Here is a 26813-nt window from a genome sequence, read left to right as displayed (position 1 = left end):
AGTTTGACGAGTGGTCGCTTATTTTTGGAGAGGCGCGCAAGGCGCGGTTGCGGTAGAATGGAACCGGATTCAAAAATGATAAAGTGAAGGTGAAGATATGACCCGTCTCGGCAGTATTGAGGCTGGCGGCACCAAGTTTGTGCTGGCGGTCGCAGATGAACAGTACCAAATTTTGGCAAGCAAGCGGGTGCCCACCACCACACCGGCGGAAACGCTGGCCGCGTGCGCCGCATTTTTTGCCGCTAACCCGGTGGATGCGCTGGGCATTGGGAGCTTCGGCCCCATCGGGATCAACCCCGGGACCCCGGAATACGGACATGTGCTGAAGACCCCGAAGGCCGGCTGGGAAGGCGCCGACATTGTGGGCACGCTGAAGGCCGCGCTGAACGTTCCGATCGCGTTCACCACGGATGTGAACGCCTCGGCATACGGGGAATACAGTGTCGGTGCCGGGAAGGACGCGCACTCGCTGGTGTACTTCACCATCGGCACCGGCATTGGCGGGGGCGCCATTCAGGACGGGCGATTTGTTGGCGGGCGTGCGCACGCCGAGATGGGGCACGCAGTGGTGCTGCCGCACCCGGATGACCACTTCGCCGGGGTCTGCCGGTTCCACGGCAACCGCTGTTTTGAGGGGATGGCTTCGGGCCCGTCGATCGAAGCGCGCACCGGTCAACCCGGCGAAACCGTGCCGCGCACCGCGCCGGTGTTCGACTACATCAGCTACTACGCCGCTCAGCTGGCGTTCAACACCTATGTCAACCTGGCCCCGGAGAAAATCGTCTTCGGTGGCTCTGTGCTGAGTGACGCCGAGCTGCCAAAGGTGCGCCAGTACTTCGCCGAGCTGAACAACGGCTATGTTGATGCCGGCGATTTGACCACCTTGATCTGCCTGTCCGGGGTGCCGAACAACGGGTCTGCCACCATCGGGGACTTCGCGATGGCCAAGGCCTTGCTTTAGCCGCAACAGCACGCGCTTATCTGCGCAGTCGTCTGAGTCCTCGCAACGTTGGGGGCAGGCGGCTGCGCTTTTGATCAAGACGCAAAAACGCAGGGTTTTGCGTCGGCTGGTTGGGTCGGCTATAATACGGGCATAGATTGGAGGTGGCGCGATGCTTGAGTACGAAGAGATTGCCCGGCAGTTTGAACAGGGCCAAAAGATCAACTACGATTTAATTCTGCAGCGTGTCATCAAGGGGTGGCAGGCGGCCGCGATTCGGCCACGGTTGCTGCTGCACAGCTGCTGCGCGCCGTGCTCAACGTACACGCTGGAGTACCTGACGCAGGTCGCAGACATCACCGTGTACTACGATAACCCCAATATCCACCCGCGCATGGAGTACGAGCGGCGGCGGTTGGTGCAAGAGCAGTTCATCCTCGATTTTAACCGCACGACGGGCAACCGGGTCCAGTTTTTGGCTGCGCCGTACACGCCCAGCGACTGGCTGGCGCAGACCAAGCACCTGAAGGATGAACCGGAAGGCGGCGCGCGCTGTCGCGTGTGTTACGAGTACCGGCTGGACCGGGTGGCTGCTAAAGCCCAGGAACTGGGGTTTGACTACTTCGGCAGCGCGTTGACCATCAGTCCAAGCAAGAATGCGGCGGTGATCAACGAACTCGGCCTTGAGGTGCAGCACCTGTACTCGGTGGCGTACCTGCCCAGCGACTTTAAGAAGCGCGGCGGCTACGCGCGCAGCGTCGAGATGTGCAAAACCTACAACGTGTACCGTCAGTGCTACTGTGGCTGTTTGTTTGCCGCCAAAAAGCAGGGGATCGACCTGGCGGCGGTCAACCGCGAGGCAACGGCCTTTGTGGCCGCGCATGCGGATGATGACTTTGCGGCGATTCAGTTCCACCTCGCGGCGCAAACGGAGGCTGATCGGCGATGACACAGTCAACTTTACCGCCGACTGCGGCCGCCTTTGACGCCGAATTCGGCTTCGCCGGCTGGCTAGGCGTACAGTATGCGCCGCACCAGTCGCTTTTTCGCTTGTGGGCGCCAACCGCACAGCGCGTCAGCTTATGCGTGTACGCCAGCGCCGCACCAGCCGCCGGGTTAGTGCAGACCTGGCCGATGACGCCCGGCGCCCACGGGGTCTGGTGCGTCACGCTGATGGGGGACCAGCGCGACTTGGTGTACACGTATCAGCTTCAATTTGAAACCACCCAGACGGAAACCATTGACCCTTACGCCACGGCGGCGACGCGCAACGGGGCGCGCGGCGTGGTCTTGGCCCCAGAAGACCAGGTGCCAAAGCGCTGGGGCGCGCGACTGCCTGCTTTTGGGTCGGCCACCGATGCGGTCATCGTTGAGGTCAATATTCGGGACCTGTCCAGCCAGCCGAGCAGTGGCATCGCGCACGCAGGTCAGTACCTCGGGCTGACAGAAGTCGGGACGCACACGCTGGCTGGGACGCCCACCGGGTTGGATTACCTGGCCCGCAGTGGCGCCACCCATGTGCAGCTGATGCCCTTCTTTGACTTTGGTTCGGTGGACGAGGCCGCGCCGCGGGCCACATACAACTGGGGGTACGACCCAGTCAACTGGAACGTGCCTGAGGGGAGCTACGCCACGGATCCGGCGACCCCCAAGGCCCGGGTGCAGGAAGCCAAGGCGATGATCCAGGCCCTGCACGATCGGGGACTGCGCGTCATTATGGATGTGGTCTATAACCATGTTTTTGACCCGGCGACCAGCCCGCTGGCGCGGTGCGTGCCGGGGTATTTCTTTCGGCAGTGGCCGGATGGGCAGCTGGCAGATGGTACGGGGGTCGGCAACGACTTTGCCTCGGAACGCGTCATGGCGCGCAAGTACATCGTGGACTCGATCACGTATTGGGCACAGACCTACCAGCTGGATGGCTTTCGCTTCGACTTGATGGGCATCCTCGATGTGGCCACAATGCAAGCGGTGCGTCAGGCACTGGATGAGGTCGCTCCGGGCGCGCTCGTGCTGGGCGAGGGCTGGGACATGAACACCCCGTTAGCCCCGGCGCAAAAAGCAACTCAAGGCAACGCGGCGCAACTGCCATCGGTCGCCTTCTTCAACGATCAGCTGCGCGATGCCATCAAAGGCAACAACTTCGACGCCGCCGCGCCGGGGTTTGTGGCCGGCAATCAGGCGGCGGCTGCGGCGGTTGCGTTCGGGCTGCTGGGGGGCGGGCCCCCGTATGTTGCCCCAACGCAGGTGGTCCAGTACGCCGAGGCGCACGACAATTTGACCTTGGTCGATAAGCTGGCGGCCAGCAGTCCCACGGACACGCCGGCCATGCGCGTGCGGCGCGTGAAGCTGGCCAACAGCCTGGTGGCACTGAGCCAAGGCGTGCCGTTCTTCCAGCTGGGGCAGGCGTTTTTGCGCAGTAAAGGGGGAAACGCCAACTCGTACAATGCGCCAGACGCAGTCAATGGGGTGGACTGGCCGCTGGCCGCGACTAACGCCGATGCGGTGGCGTACCTGCGGGGACTGCTGGCGCTGCGGCGCAAGGAGCCGGCGCTGCGTCAAACCAGTTACGCGGCCATCGCGGCGGCCAGTCAGGTGCTGCACGCCGCGGATGGGGTGGTGGTGGTCGCTGTGGGGCCGCTGATCCTCGCCTTTAACGCGCAGGCGACCGCGGTTGAGCAGTCGATCCCGGCCGGTGATTACCGGGTGCTGGTTGAAGATGGGGCCATTGTGGTCGGTCGAGACCGGCACAGCGCCGGGACGGTCACGCTGGCGCCGGTGGCCGCACTGGTGCTGAAGCGGTTGGCTTAATTTAAAAACACACGACATGACAAAAGCCGTCGCAGATTTGCGGCGGCTTTTGGTGTGTCGTGTGCTTTAGCGGCGTCGCCGGGTGATGGCCTTGCGCGCCTCTTCCAGCAGGAACAGTGGGATCGGGATCGCCATCAGGAAGGCCCAGTCGGTCCAGCCGAGGGGCGTGGTGTTGAACAGTGTTTGCAGGCCGGGCGTGATGGTCAGCAGGAAGAACAGCACGACCTCAAAGGCGATGCCGGCCCACACCCGGTGATTGGCGAACAGCCCGGTCTTGAGCACCGAGGCACGCTTGGTGCGGCAGTTCAGCGCGTTGGCGATCTGGGAAAAGACGATGGCCCCGAGCACCATGGTGGTGGCACGGGCGTAACCGGTGCCGCTGGCCGCAAGCGCCACGTCGGGCCAGCCCGCCTGCCAGTTGACGAAGAAGTAGGCGAAGGTCGCGATGACACTGGCAAGCAGGCCGTACCACGCAAAGGCCTTCCAGATCACACTGCGGCTGAGTAGGTGGGCGTTTTTCGCGCGGGGCGGCTGATGCATGATGCCGGGTTCGGCCGGCTCGGAGCCCAGGCCCAGCGCCGGCAGCATGTCCGTGCCCAGGTCCACGGTCAGGATCTGCATGACGGTCATCGGCAAAGGGATCAGCCCGCGGGAGAACAGGAACAGGATGGACGGCACGGCCTCGGGTACGTTGCTGGTGAGGATGTAGGTCAAAAACTTCTGGAGGTTGCTGTAAACGGTGCGACCTTCCTCAATGGCGGCCACGATGGACGCGAAGTTGTCATCGGTCAGGATCATGTCCGCGGCGTCCTTGGCGACATCGGTGCCGGTGACCCCCATGGCCACGCCGATGTCGGCCTTTTTGAGCGCCGGCGCATCATTGACGCCGTCACCGGTCGAGGCGACGATCTCGCCGTTTTTCTGCAGCGTGGCCACGATCTTGTACTTCTGCTCCGGGGCCACCCGCGCGAAAATGATCTCACCGCGCAAGGCGGCTTGCAGCTCGGCCTCGCTCATGCGCTCAAGCTCGGTGCCGGTGACCACGCGGGCCTGATCCGAGGTCAGGCCGATTTTGACGGCGATCGACTTGGCCGTCAGGGTCGAGTCACCGGTCACCATGATGATCTTGATCTTGGCGGCATGACACTTGGCAACGGCGTCATAAATCTCGGGGCGCGGTGGGTCGGCCATCACGGTCAGCCCGATGAAGGTCAGGTGGACCTCGGTGTTGGCAATGGTCAGGTTAGCTAGCTGTTGGGCCTGATCGGCCGCGGCGGGCAGCTCGCGGTAGGCAACGGCAAGACTGCGCAACCCTTGCTTGGCGTACCCCTCATTGGCGGCGTTGATCGCGGTGCGGTCGCTGGCCGTCAGGGGGCGCTTGACGCCGTTGAACTGAATGGTGTCACACTGCGGCAACAGGTCGCTCAGGCTGCCTTTGACGCAAACCGACAGGGTGTGGGCGTCGTGCTGGTGGATCGTGCACATGCGCTTGCGCTCGGAGTCAAAGGGGAACTCCTGCAGGCGCGGGGTCTGTGCGGCCGCTTGGGTTAGATCAAAGCCCGCCTTTTGCGCCAAAATCACCAGCGCGGCTTCGGTGGGCGTGCCGAGGATCTTCGGCTTGCCCGCTGCGTCGGCCTGAACGCTGGTGTCGTTGTTCAGCGCAACCACCCGGATCAGCGTCGCCAAATCGGGGTCATCGGCCCACTGCAGCTTATCGTGCCCGCGCTGCACGCTCCCGTTGTTCACGTAACCGCGGCCGGACACCGTGAAGGCTTGGGCACGCGTCCAGACGTGCTCGACGGTCATCTGGTTTTGCGTCAGCGTGCCGGTTTTGTCCGAGCAGATGACGGTGGTTTCCCCCAGTGTTTCCACCGAGTTCAGGTCCTTCACCAACGCGTGCTTCTTGGCCATGCGCTGCACCCCTTGCGCAAGGCTCAGCGTGACGGTCGGCAGCAGGCCCTCGGGAATGAACGCGACGATCATCCCCAAGGCAAAAATAAACGCCTTGGCCGCCGGATAGTGGACGAAGAAAATCGCGGCCAGGAAGAAACTCAGGCCGATGGCGATGGCGATCAGCGAGATCTGCTTTGTCAGCCGGTCCAGCTCCAGCGCCAGTGGGCTCTTGGCCTTGGTCTGATTCTGGGTCAGTGCGGCGATCTTGCCGAACTCCGTGTGCATCCCGGTGGCGTAACACACCGCCTTGCCGGTCCCGGCGCCCACTGTGGTGCCCGCGTACACCAGCGTGCTTTCGGCAAACTCACCTTCTCCTGGGTCGTAGCGGGTGGTTTTGGACTCCGGCACGGATTCGCCGGTCAGCGCACTCTGGTCTACTTGCAGGGAGGTGGCCGCCAGCAGCCGCGCGTCCACCGGGATCGCATTGCCAGCTTGCAGGCTGAAAATGTCTCCGGGGACCAGTTCCGTGGCGTTACGCTGCTGCAACTTACCATCGCGCAGTACCTGCACATAAGTCGGCAGCATCGCCATCAGGGCGTTCGTCGCCTTTTTGGCGGCCCGCTCCTGCCAGTAGCTGAACAGGCCGTTGATCACATTGACCAGCCAGATCGCGATCCCCAACTCGACCGTCCCGGTGAGCATGGCGATGGCCCCGGAGACCCACAGTAGCATCGCCATCAGGCTGGCGAAGTTCTTGATGAACACCAGCCACTCCGATTGGCCTTTCGTCCGGGTGATGGTGTTGGGCCCATACTGCGCCAGACGGGTTTGGGCCGCCTGTTCGCTGAGGCCGGTCACCTGGGTGTCCAGGGTTTTCAAGACGGCCGCCGCTGGGGTGGCTGCAAACTGTTCGCGTTTATCCGCATCTGCCATAACTGTCCATCCTTTCAGAAGGCGCAACGCGTGTTCGTGATCGGCAAGTCAGGGCACAGCCGGTGAACACGCTGTCTATACGCTTATTCTAACGCTTTGGCCAAGGGCGAGAACATTCTTTTGGCTGAATCTTTACAGCCCCGCCGACCTGGCAAATGGCAAAGTGTGGGCGTGACAAGGTTAGGTCGGCTAAATAAGATGCAATAAATATTCGATATAACTATATTAGTCAAGACCACGCCCGTGACCGGCATTTGTCAGTCACGGGCGTGATTCAGGGAGATCAGTTGGCGTGGATCAGGTCGCGGAGCTCGCCGATCAACTCGTTGGGGTGGCGGGTGGCGACCGCCACGGTTTTGATGTTCAGCAGGTCACGGTCCGTCAGGTTGTGGGAGATGGAGTTCTTGCCGTAAGAGCCAGTACCCAGGGTCAAAGACGGGGTCAGGCGGTTGAACAGGCCACCGATCCCCCCGAGGGAGCCGGGGGTGTTGACCAGGATGCGGCAGGCTGGCATCGCCAGGCCAAACGCGTCACTGACCCGGGTGTCTTGCGTGTGGATCACCGCCGTGTGACCGAGGCCACCGTAGTCAAGCAAGGCGCGGCACAGGGCAAAGGCGCTGGCCTGATCGTTGGCCACGTACAGCGACAGCACCGGGCAGAGTTTCTCGCCGGACAGCAGGAAGTGTGGGCCGATGCCGTCGAGTTTGGCGATCAGGAGCTTGGTGCCGGCGGGCACGGTGAGGCCAGCTAGGCGCGCGATTTTTTCCGCGCTTTGGCCGGCAATGGGGCCGCGCACGGTGCGCCGCTCGGGATCGATGACGGCTTCCGTGAGGGCCGGGACGTCGGCGGCGGGCACGAAGTACGCGCCGCGAGCCCGGAGCGCTTCCTTGAACGCGGGGTAGACGCTGCGGTCCACGACCACGCTGTTTTCGGAGGCACAGATCATCGAGTTGTCGAAGCTCTTGCTGAGGATGATATCGGTGGCTGTGGCATCAAGGTCGGCCGTTTTTTCAATGTAAGCCGGGGCGTTGCCGGGACCGACGCCGAGGGCCGGCTTACCGGTCGAGTACGCGGCCTTGACCATGCCGGGCCCGCCGGTGGCCAGGACGAGGGCCACTTGGGGATGATTCATCAGCGCGTTGGTGGCGGCGATGCTGGGCTGGGCGATGCACTGGATCAACCCAGCTGGGGCGCCGGCTTTGGTTGCCGCCTCGGCCAGGCCCAGCACTGTGGCCTGACCGCACTGCTGGGCCTGGGGGTGCAGGCCGAAGATGATGGCGTTGCGTGTCTTGAGCGCAAGCAACGCCTTGAAGATGACGGTTGACGTCGGGTTGGTGACCGGGGTGACCCCGGCGAGGATGCCCAGCGGCTCGGCGTATTGCTTGAGACCGTTTTGGGGATCCTCGTGAATGAGCCCCACGGTTTGGTCGTCTTTGATCGCGTTCCAGATGTACTGGCTGGCGTAGATATTCTTGATGGCTTTATCTTCCGCTACCCCGCGCCCGGTTTCCTTCCAGGCCAAGAAGGCGAGGTCCTTGGCGTGCTGGCGGGCGCTGGCAACGACGGCGGCACAGACCCGGTCAACGGCGGCCTGATCGAAGGATTGGTAGGCGTTGAACGCGGTTTGCGCGGTGGCGACCAGCGCATTGACGGCTACGGTCGGGTCTGGCGTAGTCGTGGGACTTGGGTTTAGCACAGTGAGTGAGGACATCTCAACATCTCCTATCTGAGTTTACGCGTTCATCGTACACGCTGAAAAATTGGTTGTAAAGCCGATGAAAACACGGTGTAACAGGATTTCGCATGACGTTTCAAGAACGTCTTGGCCCGTGCGTTGGGCCGGTGTGACACAACTCTGTGTAATTTTTCACCAATTTTTGGTGCCGGTTTCAGTTGGGCCCAATTGGTACAGCATTTTTTTCTCGCGCAACAGCTCGGTAGCCTGGCTGGCGGAATGCGCCGGTAGACTCGAAGCGGACGTGGTATAATGAAACACAAATATGAAAAAATGGAGGACAAGACATGCAGGATTTCTTTGCCTCGCTCCTGCGGTGGTCGACGTTGGCGAACCTGATTGACATCCTCGTCGTCTGGTACGTGGTGTACCGGCTGATCATGCTGATTCGCGGCACCAAGGCGGTCCAGCTGCTGAAAGGCGTCTTCGTGATCGCCATCATCAAGCTGGTCAGCGTGTTTTTACACCTACAGACGGTGGGGTATATCATTGACCTGATCATCACCTGGTCGGTGCCCGCGCTGGTGATCATTTTTCAACCCGAAATTCGCCGAGGCCTGGAGCATCTGGGCCGCGGCTCGGTATTGCCGTGGACGCGGGTCAACCGCCACGATGTTGAGGAGCGAATGGTCAAGGAGCTCGACAAGGCCATTCAGTACATGAGCAAGCGCCGGATCGGAGCGCTAATTTCGATTCAAAAAAACACCGGTCTGGAGGATTACATCGAAACCGGGATCCCGTTGGACGCCGATGTGTCTGGGGAGCTGTTGATCAACATCTTCATCCCCAACACGCCGCTGCACGATGGGGCCGTCATCATTCGCGACAACCGAATCGCTGTGGCGGCCGCGTACCTGCCGCTGTCTGAAAGCAACCTGATCCCCAAGGAGCTGGGGACTCGGCACCGGGCGGCTGTCGGCATCAGCGAGGTCACCGATGCCTTGACCATTGTGGTGTCGGAAGAAACCGGTGGGGTGACCATCACGAACAACAACCACCTGATTCGTGACCTCACCCGTGAAGACTACCTGAAGCTGTTGACCGCGCAACTCGTGCCGGCTGACACCGCCAAACCCAACCCAGTCAACCAGTTCTTGGCCGGGTTGGGGCCAAAAGGGGGGAAGAAGCGATGAAACTGAACCAGTTTTGGGAAAGTGCGTGGTTCTATCGCCTCTTGGCCCTGCTTCTGGCAGTCGGGTTGTTCGCGTACGTGAACGCGGAGGATCTGAGTAGTCTGACTCCGAGCTCGCGGGGCAACAACGCCATCACCGCAACGACCGAGCGAACGCTCAAAGTGCCGCTGCAACTGAAGGCGGACACGGATAAGTACTTCATCACCGGCTACCCCGAGAAGGTTTCCGTGACCCTTAGCGGGAGCACGAGCCTTGTCACGATGACCGCCAACACGCTGAACTTCCGCGTCATCGCGGATCTGAGCCAGCTGGGGGTGGGCAAGCACACGGTGAAGCTGCACCAGGAAGGGCTCAACAAGGACCTGACCTACACGCTACGGCCCAAAACCATTGAGGTGACCGTGCAGGATCGCAAGACCAAGACCATGCCGATCCAAGTGAAGTACAATAAGGACAGCCTGGCGCCGGGTTACACGGCAGGCGCGGCCAAGTTGAGCATCGAAACCGCGCAGGTGACCGGGGGGAAGGGCGAGATCAGTCGTGTTTACCAGATCGTGGCGAACGTGGTCATGAACCGCAACACCAAGGAAACCGTGGATCAGGAGGTGCTCTTGCAGGCGCTGGATGCTGATGGGAACACGGTCAACGTGGTGGTGTCACCACAGACGGTGCACGTGAACCTGCCGATCCGCCTCCCGAGCAAAAAAGTCAGCCTCAAGCTGACACAAACCGGGCAGGCCACTGCCGGTCGCCTGTACGACCTGAGTACCGCAACCAACCGGGTCACGATATACGGGGCACAGGACGTGCTTGACCAGATCGACACGCTGACCGTGCCGGTGGACATCAGTGCGGTGACCAGCACAACGACATCAACCATTCGGCTGCTCGATGCGAACAGCAAACTGGTGGCGACCGATCCGAAGACGATCAAGGTCACCATCACCGTCGCGCAAAGCGGGGCCGGTGACGTGCCCGCGGCCAGCACCAGCAGCAAGAGTAGTAGCAGTGCTGAAAGCAGTAGCGAGAGTTCAGCGACAGATTCGACGACCAGCGATGATGATCAATAGCAGAAGAAATGAGGAAGTTATCATGACGAAGTATTTTGGGACCGACGGCGTTCGCGGTATTGCCAATCAGGAACTGAGCCCGGAGCTCGCTTTTCGGCTCGGTCGCTGCGGCGGCTACGTGCTGACGCAACACAGCCAGGACCGCTCCAAGAAGCCACTGGTGCTGGTGGCGCGCGACACGCGTGCCTCCGGTGAAATGTTGGCACAGGCGCTGACGGCGGGGCTGTTATCCGTTGGGATCGAGGTGCTCAACCTCGGCGTGATCACCACGCCGGCGGTCGCCTACCTGATCAAGGTGCAAAGCGCCGATGCCGGGATCCAGATTTCGGCCTCGCATAACCCGGCGGCCGATAACGGGATCAAGTTCTTCGGGCCGGACGGCTACAAGCTGTCGGATGCCACTGAGGAAGAAATCGAGGCCCTGCTGGACGCGGAAGTCGACACATTGCCGCGGCCGGCAGCTGAAGGGCTCGGTGCGGTTGCGGATTACCCAGAAGGGGCGCTCAAGTACACCCAGTTTTTGGAACAGACTTTGGCCGATGATCTGGCCGGGCTGCACGTCTGCATCGATGCGGCTAACGGGGCAACCAGCAACTTTGTCAGCCGGCTGTTCGCCGACTTGGACACCGAGTTTGAGACGATGGCCACGCATCCTGATGGGCTGAACATCAACAAGAACGTGGGCTCAACGCACCCTGAGGCACTGGCCAAGATGGTCGTGGAACAAGGTGCCCAGGCCGGACTCGCGTTCGACGGTGACGGCGATCGCTGCATCGCGGTGGACGAGTTGGGTAACATCATCGATGGGGATAAAATCATGTTCGTCCTTGGCCAGTACATGAAGGCACAGGGCCGCTTGAAGCAAGACACCGTGGTCACCACAGTGATGAGTAACCTGGGCATGTACAAGGCGCTGGAAGCCAACGACATGAAGTCGGTTCAGACGGCCGTTGGGGACCGCCACGTGGTGGAAGAGATGCGCGCGCATGGCTACAACATTGGCGGGGAACAGTCCGGGCATGTGGTGTTGTTCGATTACCACAACACCGGGGACGGCATGCTGACCGGGATTCAGCTGCTGAACGTCATGAAGCAAACCGGCAAGCCGCTTTCCGAGCTGGCGGCGCCGGTGCAGACTTACCCGCAGAAGCTGGTCAACGTGAAAGTGACCGACAAGGATAACTGGCAGGACTATCCAGCGATCCAGGCGGCCATTGACCGGGTCGAACAGGCGATGGCTGGCGATGGGCGCGTCCTCGTGCGGCCAAGCGGTACCGAGCCGCTGCTGCGGGTGATGGCCGAGGCCAAAACCGAAGCGTTGGTGAATGACTACGTGGATCAAATTACCGCGGTGGTCACCGAAGAAATGGGCTGCTAATTCACTGCGAAGCACACGCAAAACGATCCTCAAGGCCTGGCGTTACGCCGGCCTTGCGGGTCGTTTTTTGCGTCGCTCAGCGGGCTGGACCAATCACCGAGTCGTGGCGGCTGGCCGGCCATGACACCGATTTCATCTGCGAGATTGCGTGGGTCGATCACTAGAATGAACTAGACCAAAATTATTAAGATTAGCTATACCAATTACTATTTTTAGTTGACACTAGACTTATTTTCGCTTAAATTAGGCATTGCGTTATCACAACCAATCTTGTGATAAAAACTAGACCAATCGAACGGAGACGAGTGCAATGTGTGGAATTGTTGGTGTCATTGGGGTGCCCAACGCCCCTGAGGTCTTGCTGGCCGGGCTGGCGAAGCTGGAGTATCGCGGGTATGATTCGGCCGGTTTGTACGTGAACGACCAGGCGGGCCACGACTTCTTGGTGAAGCGCGTCGGGCGCATTAGCGCGCTTGAGGCCGCAGTTGATGCAAGCGTTCAGGGGACGATGGGGATCGGGCACACGCGCTGGGCGACGAATGGCCGCCCAACGCTGGCCAACGCGCATCCGCACGTGTCGGCCGATGAGCGGTTTTACCTGGTGCACAACGGGGTGATCACGAACGCGGCCGCGCTACAGGCCCAGTACCTGCAAGGCGTCACGCTGGCCAGCGACACGGACACGGAGGTCGTCGTGCAACTGATCGCCGTTTTTGCGCAAACCGGGCTGTCGGCTAAGGCGGCCTTCCGCCGTGCGCTACAGCTGATCGAGGGCTCGTACGCCTTTTGCTTGGTGGACCGGCTGGATCCGAGCACTCTGTTCGTGGCCAAAAACCAGAGTCCGCTGCTCATCGGGGTGGGGACCGGCTTCAACGTGGTCGCCTCGGATGCGCTGGCGATGCTTGATCAAACCGACCAGTTCATTGCGCTGGCGGATCATGAGCTGGTGACGCTGACGGCCACCACCGTACGCATTGAAGCGCTGGATGGGACGCCGGTAGTGCGCGCCCCACAGACGGTGCGCCTGACCGATGGGGATGCGGAACTGGGGGCGTATCCGTTTTACATGCTCAAGGAACTCAACGAGCAGCCGACGGTGCTTCGGCGACTGCTGGCCCGCTACACGGCGGACGGCCAGGTTCAGCTCCCTGCGGCCGTTCTACAGGCCTTGCAGGCGGCCGATCGGCTGTACCTGGTGGCGGCGGGGACCAGCTACCACGCTGGGCTGGTGGGCAAGCCGCTGTTTGAGCAGTTGGCTGGTGTACCGACAGAGGTGCACTTGGCCTCCGAGTTCGCGTACCACCAGCAGCTGATGGCGGCGAAGCCTCTGCTGATTTTTCTGACGCAAAGTGGGGAAACCGCCGATCTGCGGCAGGTGCTGCTGAAGGCCAAGGCCGAGGGGTGGCCGACGCTGACGCTGACCAATGTGGCCAGCAGTACGCTGGCCCGCGAAGCCGATGCGGCGCTCAGTTTGGCGGCCGGCCCGGAAATCGCGGTGGCGTCCACTAAGGCGTACACCGCACAGGTGGCGCTGCTCGCCATTCTCGCGCAGGGGTTGGGGGTCGCGCAGGCACAGCCGGCCGCGGCCGCCTTTAATGTGGCGCATCAGCTGAGCCTGGCAGCCAGCGGTCAGGCCCAGCTGATCGATCAGGCGCCACGCCTGCACGAGGCGGCGCAACACCTGTTCACCGGCGCCACCCGCGCGTTTTACATCGGCCGCGGCACCGATTGGCTGGTCAGCCTGGAAGCGGCGCTGAAGCTCAAGGAGATCTCCTACATCCAGGCGGAAGGCTTTGCCGCTGGGGAGCTGAAGCACGGCACCATTGCGCTGATCGAGGCGGACACGCCGGTGATCGCCTTCATCACTGATCCTGCCACCGCAGCTCACACCCGTAGCAATGCGGCAGAGGTGGCCGCGCGCGGCGCGCAGGTGCTGCGCATTGCCAGCGCCGCGCTGGCTGAGCCAGGCGACCAGCTGCGGCTGCCAGACTTGGACGCCTGCTTGATGCCGCTGTTGACAGTGATACCGGCCCAACTCTTGGCCTACTTTGCCAGCCTAGACCGCGGCTATGATGTGGACCGGCCGCGCAACCTAGCCAAGTCGGTGACCGTGGAATAAGCCCCACGCAAAAACGCGTGCCCCCCGTTAAGTGAGGGAGCACGCGTTTTTGCGTGGGGTCAGCGCAGCTGGTTGCTCAGGTCGATGAAGGCCTGGGCATCGGCGGCGGCGAGGTCGATGCCTTGCTGCCAGAAGTCCGGTTGTGTCAAGTCGACACCGAGGTGCTTTTGCGCCAGTTCTTCCGTGGTCATGTTGGCCGTGTCGGTCAACAGGGCGATGTAGTCGTCCTCGAAGTTGCCCGGCTGGGCCTGCGCCTTGGCGTAGATGCCGCTGGAGAAGAGGTAGCCGAAGGTGTACGGGAAGTTGTAAAACGGCACGTCATCGATGAAGAAGTGGAGCTTATCCGCCCAGTACATCGGATCAAAGCTGGCGAGGCCGCCGGCGTAGGCGGTTTCTTGCGCCTGTTGCATCAGCTGTTGCAGCTGCGGCACGGTGACCGTCCCGGTTTGGCGGGCATCATAGAAGCTGCGCTCGAACAGGTAGCGGGCGTGAATGTTCAGGAGCATGTCCTTGGGGTTGCTCATCTTGGCGTCCAACAGGTTGAGCTTTTCTTCGGGGCTGGTGGCAGCCTTCACGGTGGCATCGGCGATGATCAGCTCGGCAAAGGTCGAGGCGGTTTCGGCCACGTTCATCGCGTAGTCGCGCCGCAGGGCTGGGTAGTCCTTCAAGATGCTGGCGTGAAAGGCGTGGCCGAGCTCGTGGGCGATGGTGGAAACACCGGACGCGGAGCCGTCGAAGGTCATGAAGATGCGGGCCTCCTTGACGTCTGGCACCTCGGTCATGTAGCCACCGGGGCGCTTGCCGGGTCGATCTTCGGCCTCGATCCAGCCGTTTTCAAAAGCGTGCTGGGCAAAGGCGGCCATCTTCGGCGAGAACTTGCCGAAGTTGGTGATGATGAACTCGGCGGCCTCATCGAAGGTGTAGTGCTTCGGCGTGTAGTCGCCGACGACAACTGGGGCCCACTGGTCGTACCAGTCCATCTTGGGCTTACCCATCAGCTTGGCTTTTTGGTCTAGGAAGGCGACAAACGGCGCCTTGTTGGCGCTGACGGTGGCCCACATCTGGTCGAGACTGGCCTGGCTCAGGCGGTTGAGTTGCAGTGGGGTGTGCATGTAATCGGTGATGCCATGGGCGTGGTAGTTGGCCAGGCGGAACCCGGTGAGGTGATTCAGGGTGTCGGCGAACGGCGCGGCGTTTTGGGCCCAGGTGTTGGTCCAGGCGGTGAAGGTCTTCTCGCGGTTAGCCGGGTCGAGGTCGGACTCAAAGCGGTTTTGCGTTTGGCCAGCGGACAGCGTCAACGGCGTTCCGTCAAGCGTCACGTCAAAGTGCAGGCTGGCGCTCAGCGTGTCGTAGTGCGTGGACCAGCCGTGGAAGCCATCGACAGCCAGCTGGTTGATCAGCGCTTCCGTCTGGTCGTCCAGCAGTTCCTTGCCCTGTGTGCGCATCTCGCCGAGGCCAAACTGGCTTGGTGCAAGTGCCGGGGTGGCGGTCAGACGCGCAAAGGTCGCATCGTCCAACGCGACCAGTTTTTTGGTCAGGGCGGTGATCGCCGCCGTCAGGTCGTTGGCGATCAGCTGGATCTGGTTCATCACCACGCCGGCTTGCTGGTTAGCCGAATCGGCGGACTGGATCATGTTGGCAAAGGTGCCGGCCGTGCGCAGGCCGTTGCCGACATCCTCCCAGCGCGCCATGATGGCCGTGAAGCCAGTGAAGTCGGGATCTTCTGGCGCGGTCCACGCATCGATCTGCGCCGCTAGGGTCGGCAGTTGGGCCTGCACATCCTGAATGCGCGCCTTGAGCGCCGGGGAGTCGATGCCCCCGGGGAAAATGTTATCGAGTTGCCAATTGATGGGATACGTCATGTGTTTGCCTCCGAGTGTTAGGATTCTCTCATTGTAACCTAATCTTAGGCCATATGGTATGCTAGGAGGCGAAATGGCTGACTTGGAGGACAACGCATTGACATTATTCCGCAAATATAACTGGTTGTGGCTCTCACTCGCGATCATCGGGGTGCTGTTCATTAGCTCCAGCATGACCTACCAGCAGCAGACGGTTGTGCCGCTACTGGATGGGATCGTGCCGAAGAACGCGCCGTTCGCGTGGCTGCGGGCGATCGATTTTACCTACGCGGGGACGCAGGTGTCCGCGGCCGCTCTTGGGTTTCCTGCGTTTTGCGAGTGGTTTTTGCGCAAAGGGGCGCATTTTACCATTTTCTTGTGCTTTGGCTTTGCCACGGCCCGCGGCTTGCGCGGCTTCATTCGCGACCGCGGGCTGACCGCGATCGTGGCGCTGTTGAGCAGCACCGGGGTGGCCGCCTTGGATGAGTTTCACCAGATGCTGACGCAAAACCGGACGCCGCTGTTTCAAGACGTGATGCTCGACACGTGTGGCGCGCTAGTTGGGGTCGTTTTGGCCATCGCGCTTCGCCAGCGCCGGCGCGGCCGCTGAGTTGCATTTGGGGGCGTTGTCGCCTCGGTTCCTTTTTGGTATAATATGCGCGTATGTGCAACGAATAATTTGAAAAGAGGGTTTAACGATGTCAGGACACAGTAAGTGGCATAACATCCAGGGTCGTAAGAACGCCCAAGATGCCAAGCGTGGCAAAATTTTCCAGAAAATCTCCCGTGAGCTTTTCATGGCAGCAAAGCAAGGTGGTTCTGACCCCAACAACAACCCGGCGCTTCGGTTAGTCATGGATAAGGCGCGTGCCGCTAACATGCCAAAGGACAACGTCAAGCGTGCCCTAGATAAAGCAGATGGCGGCGACGCAACGCGGTACGACGAAGTGACCTATGAAGGTTACGGGCCGGCGGGGATCGCGGTGCTGGTGCAAGCCTTGACCGATAACAAAAACCGGACGTCCTCCTCTGTTCGGGTCGCGATCACGCGCCACGGTGGCACGATGGCAGGCGCCGGTGCGGTGTCTTACATGTTCGACCGCCGGGGAATGTTCGTGATCGACCGCGAAGACCTCGATGTCGATGAAGACCAGATGTTTGAAGCCGTGCTTGAGGCCGGCGCTGAAGACCTGGAAACGACGGACGACGAGTTCACCGTTTATACAGACCCCAAGGACTTCACCGCCGTGCGCGATGCGTTGGAGGCCCAGGGCTTCAAGTTCACGACTTCTGAGCTGACCATGGTGCCGCAAAACACCGTGCCCGTGCCACCGGAAAAGCTCGAAACCATGCAGAACATGATCGATGCACTGGAAGACGATGACGATGTTCAAAACGTCTACACCAGCGCTGAATGGCCAGACGAAGACTAATTCAGACGATCAAACCGGCGTGATGCCACTCCCACGGGAGCGCATCACGCCGGTTTTTTTGCGTCCGCGACCAAATTTTGGTGACCTTCGAGGGAAACCGGCGCGATTGGCAGAATATAGAGTAGGAGGTGTGCCATGGAGGACTTACTCGCCGTTTTAGCGCAGGCCGTGGCCGCGCGCGCGAGTGACGTGTACCTGTTGCCCAAGCCTGCGGGGTACGCCGTGGTGCTGCGTCAGGCACGTGGGCTCGTTGCGCTTGATGTGGTCAGCCCAGCAACGGGTCAGCGCTGGCTCAATTACCTGAAGTATCAAGCGGGGATGAATGTCACCGAACACCGGCGCGTGCAACTGGGTGCGTACACGCCACCGCAGCTTGCCGTGCCCTTGCGGCTGAGCACCGTGGCAGATCACACCGGCCAAGAAACCCTGGTCGCGCGCCTGCTTTACGGGGTCCCTGCGCTGGATGCCTTTACCGCGCCGCTCGTGGCCCGGCTGCAAACCGTGGCCCAAGCCCGGGGCATGGTCGCCGTGAGCGGGCCGACCGGCAGTGGCAAAACCACACTGTTGTATCAACTGGCCACGGCGCTGGCGCAGGAGCAGATGGTGATGACCATCGAGGATCCGGTCGAAATCGTGCAGCCCGCCTTCTTGCAACTGCAGGTCAACCCGGCCGCCGGGATGACTTACGCGGCGCTGCTCAAGGCCGCCTTGCGCCACCGGCCGGATGTGTTGTTGATCGGGGAGCTGCGCGACTTTGACACGGCCCAACAGGCCTGTGAAGCGGCCATCAGCGGCCACTTGGTACTGACTACCGTGCACGCGCGGTCTGCCGCTTTGGTGGCCCCGCGTTTGGTGGGGTTAGGGGTCGCGCCCGCGCTCGTGACGGCCGCGCTGGTGGCTAGTGCGGCCGTGCGGCTGGTTCACACGCCGGTGACGCATCCCGAAGTGGTGCTGCGCGTCGTGGATGAGGGAGGACGGGTGCATGAAGAAACTGCCTAAGCTAAAATTGGCAGACCAACTCGTGGCCTGCGAGCGCTTGATCACGCTGCTGTCGGTAGGATTTTCGCTGGCCGATGGCCTTACCTACCTGCGGGTCAGCCAACCACGGGCCGCGCCCCGCTGGCGGCAGATGCGCCAGACGCTGGCACGGGGCGGATCGGTTGCCGCGGCACTGCAGCAGGCCGGGTTTGACCCCGTTATCGTGACCCAAGCGCAGCTGGCCACGGTGCACGGCCAGTTGGCTGACGGCTTGACGGTGGCGGTGCGCTTCTTGCGCCTGCAACAAACCAGCCGTCACCGGCTGATGCAGCTGCTCGTGTACCCAGCTGTTTTGATGACCCTGCTGCTCGTGCTGCAAGGTGTCTTGATCCTCGGCGTTATTCCCATGCTCGGCGCCACGCCGCCGGGGGTGGTGTGGCTACCGTTGGTGGGGCTGGGGCTAGGCGGTGGGGTCGGGCTGCTGGCTTTGGTTGGGTGGCGCCGGTGCACGCCCTTGCAACGGGGGCGGCTCCTGTTGGCCTGGCCGGGGGTACGACAGCTTGCGCGGCTGTACTATCAGGCGGTCTTAGTCAGCGGGGTGGCGCAGTTTTTGGCGGCGGGTCAGCCGGTCACGGCGTACCTGGCCCAGCTGGCCGCGCTGCCGCCGGCGGTTTTACCGGTGCTTGCGCAGTCGGTGCTGGGGCAAGTGGCGGCGGGCCAGTCCTTGGAAGTGGCGCTACGCCACCCGTTGGTGTACCCGCCCGCGCGCGAGCTGATGACCTTGGGCCAGCCCCCGGCCTTGGTGCAAACTGGCATGGCGCTGTTGGCTCAAACGCTGCTGGCGACGTTGCAGGCGCGGCTTGAGCGCTGGCTGGCGGTGGTGCAACCGCTGTTGTTTCTGGTGATCGGGGCGCAGATCGTGTTGATGTATCAGGCATTGCTGGGGCCGCTGTACGGCCAAGGAGGCATCGGATGAAACGATTGCAGGCGCGGCGACGCGCGTTTACGTTAATCGAGGTGTTAGCAGCGCTGGGGCTGATCATTGTGCTGACGCTGACCCTAGTGATCACGATCCGCGCCCAACTGAAGCAAGCGGAGGCCAAGCAACTGGCCGCCACGGTCGCCACCGTGAACACGCAGATCGCGGTCGCGTACGATCAGCCGGGGGTCTTGCTGACGAACTTTACCAGTGTGGCGGCACTGGTGAAAAATGGCATCATCACCGCTGAACAGCGCGATCAGTTGACCGCCGCGCGCTATGAGGCGACGACCCAGCCCCCGGCGTTTAGTGTGAGTCCGTGAGGCGGCGAGGCGTCACGCTAGTTGAAGTGGTAGTGGTGTTAGGTTTGATTGTGGCGACCGCGCTACTGGGGGTGCACCTTGGCCATGCCCTCATCGTGCGCCGAACCGAGGACCAGTTCTTGACCACTGTTGAGGCGGAGTGGGCCCGCTTCGTTCAGGTGCTGCAAGTGCAAAACATTGCTGGCCAGGTCAACTATGCCCATGCCAGTGTGGCGTTCAAGTACGGGGTACCGGTCACACAGACGGTGACGCTCCCGCTCCCGGCCGGGATGACGGTCAGCAGTGTCACCCCGTGGGTGGATTTTCGGCAAGGCGGCGAAGTGAGGATCCTGCAGACACTGACCTTTACGCGCGCGGATGGGCAGCAGGTGAAATACAGTGTTGGCTTGGATTGGGGGGTGTTGGTACGGCAGTGAGAAAAGGCGTGCTGCTGGCGGAACACTTGGCGGCCCTCAGCGTGATGACGCTGGTGGTGGTGTGGCTCGTCATCGTGGCGCGCGTCTATACGCAGCAGATCAGTCCACTGGCGCGCCAGGTCGCGGTGGCCACAGCGGCTCAGGTGGCCGTGCGCCGTTTGACGCCAGGCGTGCCAGGGCATGAGGCGGTGTGGGTGGGACGGGAACGCTACGTGGTGGCCGTAACGGCGGCCGGAATCGAGGTGTGGGATGACCAGCAGCAGCAAGTATGGCAGATTAGCGCGCCGTGACGCGTTCACCTTAGTGGAGGCACTGGTGGCGCTGGGGGTATTGGCGAGTGTTGCCCTGCTGTGGCGGCCGCTGGTGCGCGCGGCGTCAACCGCCCCGGGCCAGGATGCCCAGATGCTCCGGCTGTACCAGGCGCAGCACGACCTGCAGGCCTATGTGAAGGACGCGACGATCGAACCGACGTCAACCGGTCAGGGGCTAGTGATCCACAAGGCGATGAAGCGATACGAGCTGGGGTACTACTACCGGCTCGGCGGCTGGCAACAGCTGCGCCTCACCACGTCTGATGGTGGCTATCAGCCGGTGCTTCTGGACGTGACTGAGGTTGCGTTTACCACCGTGCGGCCCAATGTGGTGGCGTTCACCTGGCGCCTGCAGTCGGGGCTGATGCTTGAGGGGGTGCTTTATGGACAAACGCCAGGGTAGTGCGCTGCTTAGCGCGATGATGGTCCTGCTGGTGGTGACGCTGATGGCCACGGTGACGCTGCATCAGATGGCGGTTTGGCGGGGGATGTATCAGCTTCGCCTGCAGGAACAAGCGCAGGCAGCGGCTGCCGCGTACCGGGCGTGGCAGGCGGGTGAGCCACCGCGTCCGCCAACGCCATGAATGCCGATTTGACGCGAAAGAAACCGCTTGAAACTCACTTGGTTCACCGTTAGAATTGAGGAGTACATCTAAGGAGGTTGAAGCGTGGCAAACGAGCATTTAAAAGCTTTGTATGCAGTGTTGGAACAAACGACAGATCTGCTGCACAAGCAACTGAACACAAGCTACTTGGAAGCAGCCACAGAATCTGGCGATGACCTCCTGACGGGTCAGATCACGCATCTTGATGGGCTACCGGACGAAGCCGCAACGGCAACACTTGCGGCGCAGTACGCGAGGATCAAGCTTGCTGACTACACCCCTGAAGAAATTCGCGAGGCATTGCAACTGCTATTGGTCAAGGCGATTCAAGTGGACGGCATCGAACCCAACAAGCAGGTCACTCCTGATCTGATGGCGGGGTTGGCCACATTCATGGTGACGGTATTTCTCAAGCAAGTACCGGCGCGCATGACGGTGGCTGACTTGGCCGCGGGGTCAGGGAACCTGCTTTTTGCCGTGATGAACCGCCTGCATCAGGCCGGGGCCGAGCACGTGAGCGGGCTGGCGGTGGACAACGATGAGACGCTCTTGGCGTTTGCAGACATGAGCAGTCACCTGCAGCGGCTGGATACAACGTTGTACCATCAGGACGCCTTGGCGCCGCTGCAATTTGGCGCCGTTGACGTGGCAGTGGCAGATTTACCGGTGGGTTTTTACCCGGTGGACGAGCGGGCCAAGCAGTTTGAAACCGCAGCGCAAACTGGGCACAGCTACGCGCATCACCTCTTGATCGAGCAGAGCATGGCGGCGGTGGCACCGGATGGCCTGGGGCTGTTCTTCGTGCCGAGCACCGTGTTCCAATCGGATGAGGCTGCGGGGCTGACGGCCTGGTTGACCGCACACATGCATTTTCAGGGGTTGTTGAACTTACCGACTGAGCTGTTTGCGACAACCGCGGCGCAAAAATCGCTGCTGGTGCTACAAAAGCCGGGGCCGAAGAGTCAACAAGTCAAGCAAGTCCTACTGGGCACCTTCCCTGCGCTCAGTGACACAAGCGCGTTTGGGGCCTTTCTGGATGCGGTTAAAACCTGGTCCGCAACAAATTTAGTGTAGGAGATGGAAGAAATGTCAAAGATTCTTGCAATTAACGCCGGGAGTTCCACGCTGAAGTGGAAGCTGTTCGTCATGCCGGATGAAACCGTTGTGGCCTCCGGGATGGTGGACCGTATGGGCCTGTCGAACTCTGAGTTCAAGGTGAAGTACGGTGACGGCCAAAAGTACGTGATCAACCAGGACATTCCCACGGCTGACATGGCGGTGGACATGCTGCTCAAGGCGCTGATCGAACTCAAGATCATCGCCAGCTATGACGAGATCCAGGGGGTCGGCCACCGTATCGTGGCTGGGGGCGAGCGCTTCAAGGAATCCGAACTACTGACGGAAGCGTCCCTGAAGGAAGTTGACGATCTAGCGGAGTACGCGCCGTTACATAACCCAGCGGAGGCCAATGGCATTCGCGCGTTCATGAAGCTGCTACCAGGGGTGCCAGAGGTCGGCGTGTTTGACACCTCGTTCCACACCTCGATGCCGAAGATGAACTACCTCTACTCCATCCCTCAGAAGTACTACGATGAGTATGGGGCCCGCAAGTACGGGGCCCACGGGACGAGCCACCGCTACGTGTCCAACCGCGCCGCCGAACTGCTGGGCAAGGACTTGAAGGACCTGCGCATGGTCACCATGCACCTGGGCTCCGGGGTCTCCATCACGGCAGAAAAAGACGGCCAGTCCTTTGACACGTCCATGGGCTTCACGCCGCTGGCTGGCGTCACGATGAGTACCCGGAGCGGGGACATCGATGCCTCACTGGTGGCTTACCTGATGCAAAAGCTCAATATCACCGATCCCGAGGACATGATCGACATCCTCAACAAGCAGTCCGGCTTGCTTGGGCTGTCCGGGCTGTCGCCTGACATGCGCGAGCTGGAAAACACCCGCAACGAGCGGCCGGACTCCCAGCTGGCCATCGACATCTTCACCAACCGCATCGTGAAGTACGTGGCCGGTTACATCGCCGAGATGGGTGGCGTGGATGCCTTGGTCTTCACCGCCGGCATGGGCGAAGGGGACAAGCGCGAACGCAAGCGCATCATCGAGGGGCTGAGCGTCTTTGGTGCCAAAATCGACGACGAACGCAACGACGTGATGGCCGAAGAGCGCCTGATCTCAAGTGACGATTCCAAGGTCAAGGTGCTGCTGGTGCCGACTAATGAAGAGCTGATGATCGCCCGCGATGTCGTGCGGTTGAGCAAATAACCTCGCAAACTAATCGCGGGCGTTGGCCCGTGATCAATCGAGGGGAGGTGAGACCATGCACTGGATGACAATACTACTGGTGGGGGTCTTAGTGGTGGCGACCGGCGCGGTCGTGTTGGTGCGACGATCACTGCAGTTTGTCGCGCGGCCCAAGCGCGCGTGGCAAATTGGCTACCTCACGCTGGCCGGGTTGATGACGGTGCTGACAGCGGTGACCAGCAAGACGCTGGACGCGGCGGTCAGCGGTGGATTTATCGTGGGCATGTGCCTCGTGTTTGCCGCGTGGCGGCGCGGACTGACCCGCCAAGAGTTGATCAATGGCTTTGGGAGCATGCGCCCGTATTCTCAGCTGACCCAGATTCAGCTGACGGCCCTGCCGCAGGGAACGCAACTACAGGCCCGCGTTGGGCAGGTCGTGGTGGTGACGCTGGTGTTTGCCCAAGCCCCTGCCACGCTAGCCCAGTTTTTGAAGCGGCAGATGCCACCGGAACGGGTGGTCATGCTGTGATGAATTAATTTCATCTAAGTTGAATGAACGTGACGAAAAAGGCGGTCCCGTGCGATGGGGCCGCCTTTTGCACGCGCGATGTCACTAACCGGGCGCTTGGTGTTGCAGGCACAGGTGGGTATAATTTTAATAATGTCTGGAGGAACCCATATGTCAACTACCGAAACCCACCCTGAGCTTGCCCGCAGTCTCAAAAGCCGCCACATTCAGTGGATCGCCATCGGGGGCACGATCGGCACCGGCCTGTTCCTTGGCGCGGGGCAGTCGATTCACCTTGCGGGGCCATCCATCGTCCTGGCGTACATGCTGGCTGGGGGGATGTGCTTTTTGCTGATGCGCGCCATGGGCGAATTGCTCGTCTCCGATGTGTCTCAGCACAGCTTTGTCGACTTCATCAAGCGGTATCTGGGCGATAACGCGGCCTTTGTGACCGGCTGGACGTACTGGATCTGCTGGGTGTCGATCGCGATGGCAGAGGTCACGGCCGTGGGGATGTACATCCGCTACTGGTTCCCGAGTTTGCCCCAGTGGATCCCGGGCTTGCTGGCACTGGTTGCACTGCTACTGTTGAACCTCATTTCCGTGGGCCTGTTTGGCGAAACGGAGTTCTGGTTTTCACTGATCAAAGTGGGCGCCATCATCGCCTTGATCGTCGTGGGGGCGTGGATGATCGCCACGCATTACCCAACCACCAGTGGGCACGCCAGTTTGGGTAACTTGGTCAATTACGGGGGCTTTTTCCCCAAGGGCTTCGGGGGCTTTCTCGCTTCATTTCAGATGGTGACCTTCAGCTTTGCCGGAATCGAAATGGTCGGTATGACCGCTAGTGAAACGGCCAATCCGAAGAAGGTGATTCCAGAGGCGATCAACGAGTTGCCGGTGCGCATCATTCTGTTTTACATTGGGGCGCTGCTCGTGATCATGAGCATCTATCCGTGGTCCGCGGTGAGCCCGAGTTCCAGTCCCTTCGTGCAGGTCTTCAACAATGTCGGGGTGCGCGCAGCGGCAGACATCATCAACTTCGTCGTGCTGACGGCGGCGGCTTCGGCCTGCAACTCCAGCCTATTCACCACCGGCCGCATGCTTTTTTCCCTGACGCTGAACACCAAGAACCACGCGCTAAAACCGTTTGGGCGGCTGTCGCGGCGCCAAGTCCCCGCCAACGCCATCATCGGCTCCGGCGTCGTGATTGCCGCGGCGGTGGTGCTGAACATGATCCTGCCGGGGTCGGTGTTCACGTTGATTGCGAGTGTTTCCACCACCAGTTTCCTGTTCGTCTGGGCGATGATCATTCTGGCACACCTGAAGTATCGTCAAGCAAACCCGCACGCCAAAGGGTTCGTGGCGCCGTTCTTCCCGTACGGCGATTACCTCGTGCTGGCGTTCTTGCTGGGGATCGGTGTGATCATGCTGAAGAATCGCACCACCATGGTGCCGGCGCTGCTGGCTATCGCCTGGCTCCTGGTGATCGGGTTCGGCCACCGCTGGCACACGCGGCACGGCAGGGCCGTGAAGCAGCCCTTCTGAGACTGGCCAAAAGGAACTGGGACAAACGCCATACTTGTCCCAGTTCCTTTTTTCGTGGCCGAAGCATAACGATTTTTGTTCACTGAATAAAAACACTTGTGTATACTGGAGACTATTGATGAGGAGGCTGACATGGCAACGCAGACAGATAAGCAACTGGCCCGCAATCTCAAAGGGCGACACATTCAGTTAATGGCAATTGGCGGCACGATCGGCACCGGCCTGTTCCTGGGCGCGGGCAAGGCGATCCATGCTGCCGGCCCGGCCATTATATTGGCGTACCTGCTGTGCGGGCTAATGTGCTTCTTTTTGATGCGCGCGCTGGGCGAGCTGCTCATGTCTGATCTGACCCAGCACTCCTTCCTCGACTTCGTGGGCCGCTATCTGGGCCCGCGCGCGGCCGCGGTGACCGGCTGGACCTACTGGCTGTGCTGGGTGGCGCTGGCAATGGCGGAAGTCACCGCAGTCGGGGTGTACGTCCGCTTCTGGTGGCCGAACTTGCCGCAGTGGCTACCCGGGCTGGTGATCCTGCTGGTCCTGTGGGCGGTCAACCTGATTTCGGTGGGCCTGTTCGGTGAGGCGGAATTCTGGTTTGCGCTGATCAAAGTGGTGGCGATACTCGCGCTGATCGCCCTGGGCGCCGTTCTCCTGATCGGTCGGGTGCATACCGCGGCGGGTACGGCAACGCTGACGAACCTGTGGACGCACGGGGGCTTTTTCCCGCGCGGCGTGGGCGGCTTCATCATGGCCTTTCAGATGGTGGTGTTCAGCTTCACCGGGATCGAGCTCGTGGGGCTGACCGCCAGCGAGACGCGCGATCCGGCCAAAACGATCCCCAGCGCCATCAACCAGCTGCCAGTGCGCATCATCTTGTTCTACGTGGGGGCGCTGGTGGTCATCATGAGCCTGTCGCCGTGGACGGCCGTCAGTGCGGACCGCAGCCCGTTCGTGCAGGTGTTCCAGACTCTGGGCATTCCCGGGGGCGCCGACATCATCAACTTCGTGGTGCTGACCGCGGCGGCATCGGCCTGCAACTCGGGGCTGTACAGCACTGGTCGGCTGTTGTTTTCGATGGCCATCACCAGCCGCGACCCGCACCTGCACCGGCTGGCGAAGCTGTCCAAGCGTCAGGTGCCGGCGCGCGCCATCACCGCGTCAACGGCTGTGATCGCGGTGGCGGTGGGCTTGAACTACTTCCTGCCGGCCGCGGTGTTCACGCTGGTGGCCAGCGTGGCAACCATCAGTTTCCTCTTCGTGTGGGTGATGATCGTCTTGGCCCACCTGGCGTTCAAAAAAACGCGGCCGAGGCGGCCAACATTTGCCGCGCCGTTGTATCCACTGGGCGATTGGTTCGTCCTTGCATTTCTGGCGATGATCGTCGTCATCATGATGCTGGCACGCGACACCGCGATCGCCACACTGGTCGCCGGCGCCGTTATTGTGGGGCTGGCGGTGTGGCAGGGGCGTACCGGCGTAAAACACACAAAAAACTGAGTCGACAGTTGTCGGCTCAGTTTTTTTGACTGCGGATCGGTGGACCTAGCGCTGGCCCGCGACAGCTGCCCTGAGCGCGTGAGTTTTAGCGCGGGGCGGCTGCCGCGGC

24 protein-coding genes are annotated in these 26813 nt (G+C 61.4%); 21 read left to right on the top strand and 3 right to left on the bottom strand.

All coding sequences use genetic code 11. The features are described 5' to 3' along the window. Positions 1-97: 97 nt before the first annotated feature. The 3 genes from EKM88_RS09490 to pulA all read left to right on the top strand — a co-directional run bounded on the left by EKM88_RS09490 (position 98) and on the right by pulA (position 3751). Positions 98-961 (top strand): ROK family protein, encoded by an 864-nt coding sequence (locus EKM88_RS09490; protein WP_125705568.1) that lies wholly within the window; start codon positions 98-100, stop codon positions 959-961. A gap of 151 nt (positions 962-1112) precedes the next feature. After that, positions 1113-1889, top strand: coding sequence for an epoxyqueuosine reductase QueH (locus tag EKM88_RS09485; protein WP_125705565.1), 777 nt, complete (start codon positions 1113-1115; stop codon positions 1887-1889). Next, complete coding sequence (gene pulA / locus EKM88_RS09480) at positions 1886-3751, top strand: type I pullulanase (RefSeq protein ID WP_125705563.1); 1866 nt, start codon at positions 1886-1888, stop codon at positions 3749-3751. Before EKM88_RS09485 ends, pulA begins: the two co-directional genes overlap by 4 nt. 66 nt (positions 3752-3817) lie before the next feature. On the opposite strand, the gene EKM88_RS09475 is transcribed toward pulA, so the two are convergent. After that, positions 3818-6577 carry a cation-translocating P-type ATPase gene (locus EKM88_RS09475; RefSeq protein WP_125705561.1) on the bottom strand — a complete coding sequence of 920 codons (2760 nt, stop codon included), beginning with the start codon at positions 6575-6577 and terminating at the stop codon, positions 3818-3820. Positions 6578-6860: 283 nt separating this feature from the next. Beyond that, positions 6861-8288: an aldehyde dehydrogenase family protein gene (locus EKM88_RS09470; protein ID WP_125705559.1), complete on the bottom strand. Its 1428-nt coding sequence runs from the start codon at positions 8286-8288 to the stop codon at positions 6861-6863. A gap of 311 nt (positions 8289-8599) precedes the next feature. Between EKM88_RS09470 and cdaA the strand changes: the two genes are divergently transcribed. The 4 genes from cdaA to glmS all read left to right on the top strand — a co-directional run bounded on the left by cdaA (position 8600) and on the right by glmS (position 14012). Next, positions 8600-9445: a diadenylate cyclase CdaA gene (cdaA, locus tag EKM88_RS09465; protein WP_125705557.1), complete on the top strand. Its 846-nt coding sequence runs from the start codon at positions 8600-8602 to the stop codon at positions 9443-9445. Between the two features lie 2 nt (positions 9446-9447). Next, positions 9448-10515, top strand: a complete 1068-nt coding sequence (locus EKM88_RS09460) for a CdaR family protein (protein ID WP_125705682.1) — start codon at positions 9448-9450, stop codon at positions 10513-10515. Positions 10516-10537: 22 nt separating this feature from the next. Then, positions 10538-11893, top strand: a complete 1356-nt coding sequence (gene glmM / locus EKM88_RS09455; RefSeq protein ID WP_125705555.1) for a phosphoglucosamine mutase — start codon at positions 10538-10540, stop codon at positions 11891-11893. 310 nt (positions 11894-12203) lie between these two features. After that, positions 12204-14012 (top strand): glutamine--fructose-6-phosphate transaminase (isomerizing), encoded by a 1809-nt coding sequence (gene glmS, locus EKM88_RS09450; RefSeq protein WP_125705552.1) that lies wholly within the window; start codon positions 12204-12206, stop codon positions 14010-14012. Between the two features lie 59 nt (positions 14013-14071). Here the strand turns inward: glmS and EKM88_RS09445 are convergent, their stop codons facing one another. Further along, positions 14072-15874 carry a M3 family oligoendopeptidase gene (locus EKM88_RS09445; protein WP_125705550.1) on the bottom strand — a complete coding sequence of 601 codons (1803 nt, stop codon included), beginning with the start codon at positions 15872-15874 and terminating at the stop codon, positions 14072-14074. Positions 15875-15971: 97 nt separating this feature from the next. Here EKM88_RS09445 and EKM88_RS09440 point away from each other — a divergent pair, with 97 nt between their 5' ends. The 14 genes from EKM88_RS09440 (at position 15972) to EKM88_RS09375 (ending at position 26704) form a co-directional block, all read left to right on the top strand. Beyond that, entirely contained in the window at positions 15972-16463 is a 492-nt protein-coding gene (locus EKM88_RS09440; protein WP_404819974.1) for a VanZ family protein, read from the top strand. Between the two features lie 88 nt (positions 16464-16551). Continuing rightward, on the top strand, positions 16552-17286 hold the full coding sequence (locus EKM88_RS09435) for a YebC/PmpR family DNA-binding transcriptional regulator (RefSeq protein ID WP_125705546.1): 735 nt from the start codon (positions 16552-16554) through the stop codon (positions 17284-17286). 135 nt (positions 17287-17421) lie between these two features. Then, complete coding sequence (locus tag EKM88_RS09430; protein WP_125705544.1) at positions 17422-18285, top strand: ATPase, T2SS/T4P/T4SS family; 864 nt, start codon at positions 17422-17424, stop codon at positions 18283-18285. Further along, the gene (locus tag EKM88_RS09425) at positions 18269-19240 is read left to right on the top strand and encodes a type II secretion system F family protein (RefSeq protein WP_164512065.1); all 972 of its coding nucleotides are present in this window, start codon (positions 18269-18271) and stop codon (positions 19238-19240) included. Before EKM88_RS09430 ends, EKM88_RS09425 begins: the two co-directional genes overlap by 17 nt. After that, positions 19237-19566: a type II secretion system protein gene (locus tag EKM88_RS09420; protein WP_125705539.1), complete on the top strand. Its 330-nt coding sequence runs from the start codon at positions 19237-19239 to the stop codon at positions 19564-19566. The genes EKM88_RS09425 and EKM88_RS09420 overlap by 4 nt, the downstream gene beginning before the upstream one ends. 35 nt (positions 19567-19601) lie before the next feature. Next, positions 19602-19982 (top strand): hypothetical protein, encoded by a 381-nt coding sequence (locus EKM88_RS09415; protein ID WP_125705537.1) that lies wholly within the window; start codon positions 19602-19604, stop codon positions 19980-19982. Further along, on the top strand, positions 19979-20272 hold the full coding sequence (locus EKM88_RS09410) for a hypothetical protein (RefSeq protein ID WP_125705535.1): 294 nt from the start codon (positions 19979-19981) through the stop codon (positions 20270-20272). The genes EKM88_RS09415 and EKM88_RS09410 overlap by 4 nt, the downstream gene beginning before the upstream one ends. Continuing rightward, complete coding sequence (locus tag EKM88_RS09405) at positions 20232-20696, top strand: type II secretion system protein (RefSeq protein ID WP_125705533.1); 465 nt, start codon at positions 20232-20234, stop codon at positions 20694-20696. The genes EKM88_RS09410 and EKM88_RS09405 overlap by 41 nt, the downstream gene beginning before the upstream one ends. Beyond that, entirely contained in the window at positions 20677-20877 is a 201-nt protein-coding gene (locus EKM88_RS09400; protein ID WP_125705531.1) for a hypothetical protein, read from the top strand. Before EKM88_RS09405 ends, EKM88_RS09400 begins: the two co-directional genes overlap by 20 nt. A gap of 84 nt (positions 20878-20961) precedes the next feature. After that, the gene (locus tag EKM88_RS09395) at positions 20962-21972 is read left to right on the top strand and encodes a class I SAM-dependent methyltransferase (RefSeq protein WP_125705529.1); all 1011 of its coding nucleotides are present in this window, start codon (positions 20962-20964) and stop codon (positions 21970-21972) included. A 12-nt stretch (positions 21973-21984) separates the two neighbouring features. Next, the gene (locus EKM88_RS09390) at positions 21985-23175 is read left to right on the top strand and encodes an acetate/propionate family kinase (RefSeq protein ID WP_125705527.1); all 1191 of its coding nucleotides are present in this window, start codon (positions 21985-21987) and stop codon (positions 23173-23175) included. A gap of 55 nt (positions 23176-23230) precedes the next feature. Further along, complete coding sequence (locus EKM88_RS09385) at positions 23231-23683, top strand: hypothetical protein (RefSeq protein ID WP_125705525.1); 453 nt, start codon at positions 23231-23233, stop codon at positions 23681-23683. A 150-nt stretch (positions 23684-23833) separates the two neighbouring features. Continuing rightward, positions 23834-25210: an amino acid permease gene (locus EKM88_RS09380; RefSeq protein WP_125705523.1), complete on the top strand. Its 1377-nt coding sequence runs from the start codon at positions 23834-23836 to the stop codon at positions 25208-25210. Between the two features lie 132 nt (positions 25211-25342). After that, positions 25343-26704, top strand: coding sequence for an amino acid permease (locus tag EKM88_RS09375; protein WP_125705521.1), 1362 nt, complete (start codon positions 25343-25345; stop codon positions 26702-26704). The last annotated feature ends 109 nt before the right edge of the window (positions 26705-26813 follow it).

The sequence above is a fragment of the Lacticaseibacillus daqingensis genome, assembly GCF_003946115.1.
GTDB lineage: Bacteria > Bacillota > Bacilli > Lactobacillales > Lactobacillaceae > Lacticaseibacillus > Lacticaseibacillus daqingensis.
This window is presented reverse-complemented; position numbering and strand designations above follow the sequence as displayed.